General features: G+C 45.2%; 16 protein-coding genes. 8 read left to right on the forward strand and 8 right to left on the reverse strand.

The genetic code is table 11. From position 1 onward, the window contains the following. Window positions 1-2: 2 nt before the first annotated feature. Window positions 3-839, reverse strand: a complete 837-nt coding sequence (locus HMY34_RS09295) for a replication protein (RefSeq protein ID WP_202718961.1) — start codon at window positions 837-839, stop codon at window positions 3-5. Next, a complete protein-coding gene (locus tag HMY34_RS20375; protein ID WP_266096955.1) occupies window positions 836-961 on the reverse strand; it encodes a hypothetical protein in 126 nt (41 codons plus the stop codon). The genes HMY34_RS09295 and HMY34_RS20375 overlap by 4 nt, the downstream gene beginning before the upstream one ends. Window positions 962-1525: 564 nt before the next feature. On the opposite strand from HMY34_RS20375, the gene HMY34_RS09300 reads away from it, so the two are divergent. The 4 genes from HMY34_RS09300 (at window position 1526) to HMY34_RS20555 (ending at window position 3623) form a co-directional block, all read left to right on the forward strand. Then, window positions 1526-2011 carry a hypothetical protein gene (locus HMY34_RS09300; RefSeq protein WP_202718962.1) on the forward strand — a complete coding sequence of 162 codons (486 nt, stop codon included), beginning with the start codon at window positions 1526-1528 and terminating at the stop codon, window positions 2009-2011. Window positions 2012-2089: 78 nt separating this feature from the next. Next, entirely contained in the window at window positions 2090-2482 is a 393-nt protein-coding gene (locus tag HMY34_RS09305) for a hypothetical protein (protein WP_202718963.1), read from the forward strand. Between the two features lie 130 nt (window positions 2483-2612). Continuing rightward, window positions 2613-3194, forward strand: a complete 582-nt coding sequence (locus HMY34_RS09310; protein ID WP_202718964.1) for a hypothetical protein — start codon at window positions 2613-2615, stop codon at window positions 3192-3194. A 315-nt stretch (window positions 3195-3509) separates the two neighbouring features. Beyond that, on the forward strand, window positions 3510-3623 hold the full coding sequence (locus HMY34_RS20555) for a DMP19 family protein (RefSeq protein WP_202718965.1): 114 nt from the start codon (window positions 3510-3512) through the stop codon (window positions 3621-3623). A 213-nt stretch (window positions 3624-3836) separates the two neighbouring features. Here the strand turns inward: HMY34_RS20555 and HMY34_RS09325 are convergent, their stop codons facing one another. After that, entirely contained in the window at window positions 3837-4328 is a 492-nt protein-coding gene (locus tag HMY34_RS09325) for a PIN domain-containing protein (RefSeq protein WP_202718966.1), read from the reverse strand. Beyond that, window positions 4325-4651, reverse strand: a complete 327-nt coding sequence (locus tag HMY34_RS09330; protein WP_202718967.1) for a UPF0175 family protein — start codon at window positions 4649-4651, stop codon at window positions 4325-4327. The genes HMY34_RS09325 and HMY34_RS09330 overlap by 4 nt, the downstream gene beginning before the upstream one ends. A gap of 153 nt (window positions 4652-4804) precedes the next feature. Here HMY34_RS09330 and HMY34_RS09335 point away from each other — a divergent pair, with 153 nt between their 5' ends. From HMY34_RS09335 to HMY34_RS09345, 3 genes are read left to right on the forward strand one after another with little or no spacing between them, the layout of a single operon-like run. Then, window positions 4805-5884 carry a hypothetical protein gene (locus HMY34_RS09335; protein WP_202718968.1) on the forward strand — a complete coding sequence of 360 codons (1080 nt, stop codon included), beginning with the start codon at window positions 4805-4807 and terminating at the stop codon, window positions 5882-5884. Between the two features lie 21 nt (window positions 5885-5905). Next, on the forward strand, window positions 5906-7006 hold the full coding sequence (locus HMY34_RS09340; protein ID WP_202718969.1) for a hypothetical protein: 1101 nt from the start codon (window positions 5906-5908) through the stop codon (window positions 7004-7006). Between the two features lie 2 nt (window positions 7007-7008). Next, a complete protein-coding gene (locus HMY34_RS09345; RefSeq protein ID WP_202718970.1) occupies window positions 7009-8493 on the forward strand; it encodes an AAA family ATPase in 1485 nt (494 codons plus the stop codon). A 65-nt stretch (window positions 8494-8558) separates the two neighbouring features. Here HMY34_RS09345 and HMY34_RS09350 read toward each other — a convergent pair whose 3' ends face one another. Beyond that, entirely contained in the window at window positions 8559-8828 is a 270-nt protein-coding gene (locus tag HMY34_RS09350) for a Txe/YoeB family addiction module toxin (RefSeq protein WP_202718971.1), read from the reverse strand. After that, window positions 8809-9081, reverse strand: coding sequence for a type II toxin-antitoxin system Phd/YefM family antitoxin (locus tag HMY34_RS09355; RefSeq protein ID WP_202718972.1), 273 nt, complete (start codon window positions 9079-9081; stop codon window positions 8809-8811). The genes HMY34_RS09350 and HMY34_RS09355 overlap by 20 nt, the downstream gene beginning before the upstream one ends. A 155-nt stretch (window positions 9082-9236) precedes the next feature. Here HMY34_RS09355 and ispH point away from each other — a divergent pair, with 155 nt between their 5' ends. Next, window positions 9237-10175, forward strand: coding sequence for a 4-hydroxy-3-methylbut-2-enyl diphosphate reductase (ispH, locus tag HMY34_RS09360; protein ID WP_202718973.1), 939 nt, complete (start codon window positions 9237-9239; stop codon window positions 10173-10175). A gap of 78 nt (window positions 10176-10253) precedes the next feature. Here the strand turns inward: ispH and HMY34_RS09365 are convergent, their stop codons facing one another. Together HMY34_RS09365 and HMY34_RS09370 are read right to left on the reverse strand one after the other, a co-directional pair. Continuing rightward, window positions 10254-10835 carry a mobile mystery protein B gene (locus tag HMY34_RS09365; RefSeq protein ID WP_202718974.1) on the reverse strand — a complete coding sequence of 194 codons (582 nt, stop codon included), beginning with the start codon at window positions 10833-10835 and terminating at the stop codon, window positions 10254-10256. Then, window positions 10832-11293 carry a mobile mystery protein A gene (locus HMY34_RS09370; RefSeq protein WP_202718975.1) on the reverse strand — a complete coding sequence of 154 codons (462 nt, stop codon included), beginning with the start codon at window positions 11291-11293 and terminating at the stop codon, window positions 10832-10834. Before HMY34_RS09370 ends, HMY34_RS09365 begins: the two co-directional genes overlap by 4 nt. Window positions 11294-11335: the final 42 nt, after the last annotated feature.

Genomic DNA, 11335 nt, shown 5'->3' on the forward strand with positions numbered 1-11335 from the left:
GCTTATGGGTGACATCCTGCTAGTTGGTTGTATTTTGCCACGAGGTTGGCACGGTTGGTGGCAGTAATGGGGTCTAGGGTGATGCCTGCCAGCTTATAGAGGGAGTCAATGCCGTTGATTTCGTCGGCGATGGCTTTGAGCTGGTGGCGGTGGTTGTTTTCGATTTTTTGTTCGGTGGCTTGCGTGGTTGCTCTTAGCCCGGTGGTGTCGAGTGTGCCGTTGCGAGCTTTTTCGGTGAGGCGGTAGAGGTAGCCGTGAGGGGCTTTGACCATGCCTTGTTGCATGGCTTGGTTGAGCAGGAGCAGGCAGTCGTTGGCAACTTTCGGGCTGAGGCTGTCGAGAATGATGGCTGCACGGGCTTTCTCTGGTTTGCCAAAGGTTTCGGGGTATTGGAGTTCTTCTTCAATCTCAAAAATCGACGACAGGCTGGCTTCCGTCGTTGTAGGGGTAAGGTTGTTAGCGGTAAAGGTATTAGTGGTATGTGCCCGATTTTCGGAAGCTTCTTCCGTTTTTCGGAAATCCATGCCGATTTTCGGAAGGCTGGGTACAAAAAAAGCGTGCCCGTTGGCGTAGAGCAGGTCTTCGGGGATTCGGTACTCGGCGTTAAATATGCAGTGTTCTGATACGTCTATGATGCCTTTTTCGACGAGGGTGTCTACGGCGGTTTTTAGGCGGTCTATGCGAACGCCTGCGAGTTTGCTGAGGCGTTTGTCGGTGAGTGCGTCGGCTTCTTTGCCGTAGCAGAGGGTTTGGTGAAACAGGGCGAGGAATGCTTTGAGTTGGTTTTGGGTGAGGTCAGCGGCGAGTGCTGCGCCGATCCAGTCGCGGGCTAGGCTCATGCTGCACCTCCACGGATTGCTTCAATGTCTAGTTCGTGGGTGAGTTGGTCGGCGGCGTTTTCGAGGGTGTTGAGCAGGTCGATAACCTGCCTGCCGGGTTCGGCTGGGGATGCATATTGCATGATAGATGTCCTGTAGTTTAGGTGTCTACCCGCCTTCCGGTTCCAATCGGAGGTGGCGGGAACTGTACGGGGTTGGAACTATCGGTCTACAAGATACCGACCAGCCGTGAAGCTGCCCCGCACAGCCCCACATAGGACTATCTGCGCCGTCAGTATAAAACATTCGGACACAAAAAAACCGCTTAGTGCGGCTTGTGCGCTTGTAGATAGACGGGGTTCCAATCCCGATCAGCCGCTTTCAGGCTGATGGTGCAATCCTATTACGCGATTATTTTGATTGCAAGAAAAAAATAAGAGGGCTTTTAATGATCATTAAAAGCGATTCTTGTGATAGTGCTCACTTTTTGGCTACACGAAGTTTGTTAAGATCACGTTCATTGGGGACATTCTTAAGGAGTGAGGGTTATGACAATTTCAGGCTATACGGAAGACTTGGCGAACCAGATGGACTGCGGGTTTTCAGCAATTGAGCGCAGGCTGGCTATCTTGATATTTCTGAACGCCGTTTAATAAACTGATAGTGCAGAACGCTGCCTAATAAACTGTTAGAATTCAAGGAAAAATATGATTACACTATTAAAGTTTTTAGTGGCTATAGTTTCTATAGTGATTGGCTTATATGCAACTTTAGCTTTTCAAGGAATAATTGATTTTTTGACGCAAGTAGCTCAAATTGAATTAGGAAAAAACAACCAATTTGATTTTATATTAAGTATGGGTGTGTTTATATCAATTGCTTTTGGCATATATACAGGGAAAAAAATTTATAGATCATTAAGTATAAAGCCAAATCTCTGCTCGATTAAGAAAACCTCTATAATAATTTTCATCAAGTTACTTATTGTGTTTATTATATTTGCAGCATCTATAACCCTAACAATAGCTTACTTATTTTCATTGAATTTACCAAGTGATTTACACGCAAGCATGATGATTAATATGGCAGCCAAATTATTTTTCTTGTCTATTATATTTGGTTTTATGTTAAAGCCTACGATTTTTAATAAAAAACATGATTCTGAAAAGCCAACAATAGAATCACAACAATAAACAACCTAAAAAGAAATCGATGACGGAGGCAGTGACAACTCACGTATGTTTATTATTTTTAATCATTCAAGGGATATTATGACTACTTTATTTACAAAAACTATATGCGGAATTTTATTAACTGTGGCTACTTCAGTAAGTTTTGCCGATATGCCAAAAATTGGAGCATCTATCAATGGTGGAACATTTGTTTATCGTGACGACATTGAAGGAGTCTATTGGGTTGATTGGATTGCTTATCCTCTAATGGATAAGAAAACATTAAAAAGCTCTGATAATATCCATCTAACGCTAGTTGCCGAAGGTAAAAATACTTTCGTGGGTAATGGTAATATTTACTGTTCTTCTGGTGAGTCTGATTGGGAATCAGGAAATAATAATGGTTCTATTGCAACAAATGAAAATGAAATTAAAGAATATATCCCCAAAGAGGTCATAAATAACTCTATTAATCAGTTCTGTAAAAAATAAAAGTTAATCTAACGAGTGGTTCGACGACGGACGCGGTGACAGCCCGCGATTATTAATTTCTACTCCCCGCCGCGCCCGTCAGATTTGACGTTAGGCTGTTTGATTGTTGAAAGACTCAGGAGCAATAAAAATGAGTAAAGAAATCTACAAAAACGATGAAGATGAGGACAAAATTGCTACCGCTGCTAAAGTCGGTGCTGGTCTCACGGCTGCCGCTAGTGTGGGTAACGGTATAGTCGCTGCTGTTGGCGTAACGACAGCGGCTGAAGCTGCCGCCGTGGCTACTACAGCAGCAGTTACTACAGCTCTAGGCTCAGCAGCTAATGTGGCTGCGGTTGGTTCTGCAATGATAGCAACAGGTGGTAGTGTATCTGGTGGCATAGCTGCCACTGCAACTGCGGCTACTCTAGCAGGTGGAGCAGCAGCGGGTTCCACTGTAGCAGCAACTCTCGGAACAGCTTCAACTGTACCTGCTTTAGCTACAACACTAGCAGCGGCTGGAGGAGGTACTTTAGCCACTGGCGGTGCAGGTATGGCTGGTGGAGTTGCTGTAATTGCAGCGGAAGCGGGTACAGTTGCGAGTACCACAGTAATGGGTACAATGACCACAACAGTATTAGCTGCTGTTGCCACCCCTTTATTAATAGTAGCAGGTGTTGCGACTGTTGGTTTTGTTGGTTACAAAGCATATCAATGGTGGAATGATAGGTAGTAATTTAGCTCTGGCGTTACTGTCTAGCCTAACAAATCGGTCAAAGGGACGTGCCGCCCGTTGGCGGTTTTGAAGTTTTGTTTTCTATCAAGGTTCGGTGGCTTCGTTTAAGCTTAGTGAGCGGCGTGCCCCTTACCGTAACGTTAGCACCCAAGGAAGCTCTATTCTATGAGTGATGAATATTGGAAATTTGTCGAGCCTGTATGGGACAGAATTAGCATCTACGACGGAGACGAGACGTTCATACGCCAATTTGCTGAAGCAACAGAGAAACAGAAAATCCTATTCTCGTCACATTGGGCTTAATCCGAAATTATGAACGGCGGATTAGGTCAGTTCTTTTCTAATGACACCGGCATCTTAGCGCCCGAAGCAGCAATAGCCTTCGAGAAACTTAGGATGCCCAACTGTGCAGACATTTTGAGATAGCGGCGGCAAACCTTCGATAGTCAGAAAGTGTTTCAACTTGCCGTCTTTGGTCAATTGCATACGCGACGGTAGCGGCCCTGGGGAAAGGTGAGCGTGGAGCATGGATGCACTCGCTTTTATTTTGAACACTAAAGGTGCGGGTATCTTACAAGGTTGCGTGGGTAAAGCGAACCGTCAGCCTCGATAATTTTTCACACGATGGTCATGAAAGGCTTAACCTTCACCTGCTACCAGCAACACTTTTTGTACCAAGACGTTTGATAAGCGGTATTCGTGTGCTTGCAAGGCACGGATAAGGGGGGCAAGAGCGGGAATTGCGCCTGATTGTTTGGCGTTGAGTAACACGCCCAGCACACCTACCACGGGAATTTGGTAGCTTTGGGCGACGTGCCGCCCCATCTGTTCATCCATGAGGACACCGCAATGCAGTTGACGCGCTAGATGCAGGGCTTGCACTTCGCCTTCATCCAATGTTTGGCGCAATTGGGCGCAAAAATCATTGTCGGCATCGTCATGCACAATCAAATGTTCGGTAGCAAAGTCCCGAATCAGGCGTGCATCAGGGCGTTGCAGATCACGGGTGGCTTCACTTAATACAGTAAGCGGGATATGTACACTGGCAAATGCACTGCCCAACAACGTGAGTTGTTGCAGTTTTGCCAGCGCAATCAATGGGCTGGTGTCAGCGACAATGATGCGTTTCATGCGTTCAAGTAGGCGAGTTCTTGATCCAATTCCGCCGGATCGTAATTCACCACGGGAATGCCTAAGCGGCTGACGTGTTCCGTAAATTCTGCGATGGACATCCGTGCCAATTTGGCTGATTTACCCAAGCTCATGCTGTTGGATTGGAACAGGTGGGTAGCAAGCGCGACGTGTACGCCAAACGCTAACAGGGTGTCGCTAAAGGGAACGCTGACAAATAACGGTTGCCCGTGACGGGTCACTAACGCCAATTGCCCTTGCTCGGCGGTACGGCTGAGTTCGCCAGTATGTTCGCGTAAATCGCGGATGGTGAAGGTTTGCATAGTGTTGTCCTTCTGAAATTGTGCTAACAGATGATAGCACAACAGTATTTTCAAGTGATGTGGAAGTGATGTTTTATGGTGAATAAATAACAACCATGTGGCAAAATATAAATCTATTTAATCATCTTCATTGAGCAGATTTGAGTTATTGCCATGCAAAAAACGGTATTTTCTTCTTTACCCCCAGCAGCGGCTGACCGTGTTGCTGAAGTTTTGGCTCAATACGCCACCACTCAAGCCACCACCCATGATTTCATCTATCAAACGCTGACGGCTTCGCAGGCTTACGCTTCTGATGAAGAGGTGAAGGCAACGCTTGCGGACATTTGTGACACGATTGATGCGATTGACGCGGCATACCAAGACATCCAAGCGTACAAGCAAAAGGGGTTGTCACTGGATATTTGGCTGCGTGACGGTTTGCAGGCAGCCGTTGGGCATTTGCCGCAAGCCGAGCAAGATCAAGTCGCGGATGCGGTGCGCACGGCGATGAATGCCAATAACCATGCTTTGCTGAATACCTTGTCAGACGGTGCGGCAGGTACGAATCAGGCGACAGATGTGGTCGCTAAAGGCTTTGCCGACTTAAACAAGAATGTGTTTGGATTGGAGCTGCGTGAAGACATCAAGGTCAATGCGTTGCTGAATGCGATGGCGTTAGAAACCATCCAAGTGCATGGTGACAAGGAAAATACAGCGGCGGCAGCGTATTTTGCGTCTGGCTTGGGCGATGCCACGGATAGCAACTTTAAGAAAGTGGTGGTGACTGCGGTAGAAATTGCCAAGAAAAAACAGTTGTTGCCGGATGCGCTGAGTAACGTGTCCACCGTGGAAATGGCAGCGATTGTTGATAAAGGCTTAACGGGCGTTAAAGTTGCGCATAAGTTGGCAACGGGTGAGCTTGATCCGATAGCAGCCGTCGAGTATTTGATTGATCGGACAGCGGCTAGGGTCAAGGCGGTGGTCGATACCACTTGCCGGACAGTGGGTAATAAGGTCGGGGCTACGATTGGCGGAATGATTGGGAGTATTTTCGGTCCCGTTGGTACGGCATTAGGGACGGCGGTTGGTGGTTATGTTGGTGAACAAGCCGGACAAAAAGTGGCTGATTTTGTCAATAAGGGCGTTGAGAAAGTCGCTTCTGCGGCTAAAGCGGTGGTACGAAGTGCAGGTAAAACAGTTAGCAGTGCGGCTAGCAGTGTCTGGAGTGGCGTGAAGTCACTTTTTAGTTAATAATTTGGGGCGAATAACATTATGAGCAAAACAATAAAGTTTAATTTAACACTGAATAAGTGTCCTGTGCGGGATTTGGATGATTTACGTGAAAACTTCAATATAGATGATCTTTTGGATGTTTATCACAATAAAGTATTACACCGTTGGTTAGAAGTCAGAGGCTTATTGACTGAATTAGATGGGTTGATGAAAATAAAAAGCCTTGATAACAAAGTCATTGCTACTGAATTGTGCCAAATTTTTCATGCGGATGTTACACCAGAAGACATTGATGCAGCCGTTTATCCATTTACTGCACGTCAACAGCAAAAGCAAAAACTTGAGCAATTCGCCAGCCATTACTTTAGTCGCAATGTCGTCATTGATGATTATCATACGGGTTATAACAATCTTTGTGCTGAAATGCGTGAAAGATCAGAAGATTATCCATTCTTAAAAACAGCCGTATATAACTTATGGAAAAATTACTCACAATTGTTAAAAGTAGATTTTGAAGCCTTTTTCTTGTCTTTTGATAGGCATCCATTAATATTGTTCTCCATGCTAGCAAATGATCACTATCGCCGATCAAATATTTTTGATAATGAGCATCAGAAAAAAATATTTTCCTCTATACCATCTTTATTTGTTGAGAAAAGAGAGAAGTTGATTTCTTTCACAGAAGATACCAATTATCAATGGAAAAAAATAACAAAACGTAAGGTTTATATTAAATCTATAACTAATAATTCAGGGCAGGTGAGAATTAGAGGGAATAATGGAAAAGAATATATTGATCAAAATGGGGTTGGGAAGATAATTGATGGCTTGTATTTTTATTCATATGCATCCAGTGATTCTGTGGAATATGCTACTTACTTATTAGAAAAATCAACTATAGCGTTACCTATCTACTACAACTTGTATTCGGGAATAACAGATGGTTATTGGAAAGATATTATTCAAAAAGGAAAAAAGTGTTTAGTTTTACGTATAGAGGAAGGGGATTTTGTTCGTAATGCTGGTGTAAGTGGTGAAGAGTTAAATGCTAGTGATATTAATGGTAATTTTTTGATTTTGGATGGCATTGATTATAAGAGCAATAATGCTAACCACACATTAGTCTATATGGTGATCTGATTATGGAACTGACATCATCACAAAAATTAGCGTCTTATGTCGATGCGCTGCGTCCTATTATCTATATCCATAGTTTTGACTTCCAATCCGTGGATAGGCTGATTGAGTCTGCCAGTAAAGGCTTCACGATTTATGAATATAATGAAGCGGATGGCTACGTAGATTTCTTCACGAAAGCGCGTAAAGAATCCTATGATTTGGGGCAATTTCTCCAATTTCATGATGATAACTCCCCAAAAAGTGTCTTTATCGTTCTGAAAGATGTACATCATCATTTAGACAAACCAGACATTATTGCCCGTTTAAAATCACAATCCTTGAAAACAATTTACCAAGCAAACGTGTATGTCACTGTTTTTTTGGTGAATACTAAGCTGGTGATTCCGCCCGAACTGGAAGCGATGATTACCGTTTTTGATATTCCTTTTCCACAGCATCAGGAAATCATTACGACAATCAAAGATTATGCAAAAGGTGTCGATCTAAGCCTAGAAGATGATGTTGCTTATGAGTTGGCTGTCTCTTTTCGTGGTTTGAGTAATTTTGAAATTCGCCAAATTCTTAACCTAGCCTATCAAGAAACAGGCACGCTAGAGAAAAAAGACAAAGTGCTTATTCTGAATGAAAAAGAGCAAATCATTAAGAAGTCAGGATTGCTGGAAATCATTCAGTTTAATGATAGCCTTGGCAGTATTGGTGGATTGGAGAAACTCAAAGAGTATTTGACGGCTAAAGCCCAGATCTTCAATAATTTAGGTGAAGCAAAAAAATTCGGTATTGATTTACCTAAAGGCTTATTGATTGTCGGAATGCCCGGTTGCGGCAAAAGCCTCACCGCAAAAGCCACCGCTAATTTATTCCAAGTACCTTTATTACGTTTGGATATTGGTAAATTGATGGGAAAATACGTTGGTGAAAGTGAAGACAACCTTCGTAAAGCTATTAAAACGGCTGAAGCTGTATCACCATGTGTATTGTGGATTGATGAACTTGAAAAAGCCTTTGCAGGTGTCGGCGGCACAGGTGGCGGTAGCGATATAACCACGCGTCTATTTGGCAACTTCTTAACGTGGCTGCAAGAAAAAGAAAGTTCAGTTTATGTATTGGCAACTTCTAACGATGTTTCTAAATTACCCCCTGAGTTTTTGCGCAAAGGGCGTTTCGATGAATTATTCTTAGTCGAGTTGCCACAAGCAGAAGAGCGTCGCAAGATTTTTGAAATTCATTTGAAAAAACGCGGTAAGTTTACACACGACATTGATACGATTAAGTTGTTGAAATCAACGGATGGCTATAGTGGCGCAGATATTGAAGCCGTTGTCAAAGAAGTCATCGAAGCAGCTTTTGTTTCTGATGATAAAACGGTAACGACTGCTAAAATCTTGAAAACCATCAGTGAAACAAAATCTATTTCAGTAACCTTAAAAGATAAGATTGATGATTTAAAGAAAATCTTTGAACGATTCGATTTTAAATCAGCAAATTAACCCATTCATATCGTTAATATTCTCAGTGTTTTAAATGGACAGGCTTCAGTCTGTCCTTTGGATTATCAATGATCATCGTAATGCCCACCAAGGGCTAGAATGTAAAGGGCATTATCATCGAAACGGTAAATCACCCGATCACGTTGCGATAAACGCCGCGACCATAAACCCGCTAAACCATGACGCAACGGCTCAGGTTTGCCAATACCTATGGCGGGATCGCCACGCAGCATTTCTTTGAGTATTTGGCAGAGTTTCTTGTGCAATGCCTTATCGGCAGTACGCAAGGCTTCATAGGCTTCCCACGTATTGCCTTCAAATACCAACGATTTCATCCAGCACATCCTTGTCGGCTACACGTCCTTTACCTGCCTGATGTGTCTGTAATGACTCCGCAATCTGGCGCATCAGGGATTTATTCTGCAAGACATACAGCGTTTCTTGATCACGCTCCCAATCTTCAAGACTCATCACAATGGCTGCTTTGCCATTTTGGCGCGTGACTTTCACGACGGTACTGTTGTTGCTAATAGCATCCAGTACCGAAGCCAGTTTTTCGCGGAAGTTGGAATAGCTCATCACTTCCATTGGGTATCTCCCCATCAGGATTCATAAAGTTGTACAGGATTATTGTACAATAAAAAGCAAAAATAGCACGACACAATCCTACTGGAAAATAGCACTGCAACCCACATTTCGTTACAGTATCCCCCATTCAACTATCACTGACAGACGAAACGCTCATGCAAGCCATTCTCGCCAACCCACGCGGCTTTTGTGCCGGTGTTGACCGCGCTATCGAAATAGTCGACCGTGCCTTGGAAATCCTCGGCGCACCCATCTACGTGCGTCATGAAGTCGTGCATAACCGCTTTGTGGTGAATAACTTGCGCGATAAAGGCGCAATCTTCGTGCAAGAACTCGACGAAGTACCGGACGATGCCACCGTCATTTTCAGCGCCCACGGGGTATCCCTCGCGGTACAGCAAGAAGCCAAACGCCGTGGTTTGAAAGTATTCGATGCCACCTGCCCGTTGGTCACGAAAGTGCATATCGAAGTCATGCGTTACAGCCGCGAAGGGCGCGAAACCATCCTCATCGGACACAAAAATCACCCCGAAGTCGAAGGCACGATGGGGCAATACGACACCGCATTCGGTGGCGCAGTCTACCGCGTCGATTCCCCGCAGGAAGTGGCAGAACTGGTGGTGAGTAACCCTGAAAAACTGGCATTCGTCACCCAAACCACGCTGTCGGTGGACGATGCCTCCATCGTGATTGATGCCTTACGCACCAAGTTTCCGGCGATTATTGGCCCCAAGAAAGACGACATTTGCTACGCCACCCAAAACCGTCAGGATGCGCTGAAAAAGCTCGCCGATGAAAGCGATATGATTTTGGTGGTCGGTTCGCCCAACAGTTCCAATTCCAACCGCTTACGTGAAATTGCCGAAAAGCGTGGCACGCCCGCTTACTTGATTGATGGGGCAGAAGACATTCGTGCGGAATGGCTAGAAGGCAAACGCAACGTCGGTGTAACCGCTGGCGCATCTGCCCCCGAAGTGTTGGTGGAAGGCGTGATTGCCCACCTGCAAGCGCACGGGGCGAAGGTGCGCGTGCAGGATTCGGGCATCACTGAAAACGTGTCGTTTGTATTGCCGAAAGCCTTGCGGCGGGATTAAGCACAACCTGACTATTTTAAAGCGTACTTAAAAATAGACACGACCATTTTAAAGTGCGCTCTATTATAGTCGGATGCGTTAGGTGCGTGCGAATGCCAGTAAGAGCGCGATATTGTGCCGATCCGCTGTCCGTAATGCTTCCAGATAAGCATTCCGTACTTCACCCGTATCGATCAATGACGCACTGCCCCAACTAAAGCGTGGCATTCCCAACCGTTGTACCAGCAAATCCGCCATTAACCGTGCGTGCCGCCCATTGCCATTCGGAAACGGGTGGATAGCAACCAATTGGTGATGGAAACGTACTGCCAATTCATCCGCTGGAAAAACCTGATGCGCCACCTGATAGCGTGTGTTATCCACGAGATTCCGAAGCTGCATAGCGATTTGTAGCCAGTCCACGCCGATATTTTTGTCGCTGGAACGAAAAGTACCCGCCCAGCGCCAAGTCTGATCAAACATACGGCGATGCAGTTCCCGAATAAACGCCTCATCCAGCAACTCACGCTTGTGTTGGCGTGCTGCCCATAATTCACCTTGCAGAATATTGGTTTGTTCCCAAATGTTTAAATCACCTTGGGTGGTGATATGGGCAGGCAATAAACCTTGGGCTTCGTCAGGGTCAAGCGGTGTTGCACCGGGCGAATATTCAAAATTCATTTCCACAACTCCCTCCGTGAACCTTCGCGCAATGCCTTGGCGAGTTGCTGAATTTGTTTATCGGTAACCGCGTGATAAACGCCCTGATCTTCCAAGGCCATTGAATGCGCTACGGGCAACACTTGTTCTCGGGCTAATTGTTCGGCGCGTTCACTCAGAACATCTTCGAGCGGTTTACGCGGAATGAGCGCATATTTCAACTCACAATCCAATGCTGTCGCCACTTTGCGTAGCGTTGCCAGCGTAATGGCCTCATCTCTTTCCGCTTTTTCAAGATGGCGCAAACCGGCATCGGTCATACCCAAGCGTTTTGCTAAAGCCACCGAGGTCATGCCCAGCGCTTCACGAATAGCATGAATCCAGCCATTGCTGGGGCGGGTGGGAAGCATAGCTTGCCGCCAATACTCTAGCGCGTGGCTGGTTTGCTGCAATTTGAGATCACGAAAAACCTGTTTCATAAGGCGACTGCCTAAAAAGAAAGTATCAGGTTTTGATAATGC

It is taken from the genome of Thiothrix subterranea, assembly GCF_016772315.1.
In the GTDB taxonomy this organism is placed as follows: Bacteria; Pseudomonadota; Gammaproteobacteria; order Thiotrichales; family Thiotrichaceae; genus Thiothrix; species Thiothrix subterranea.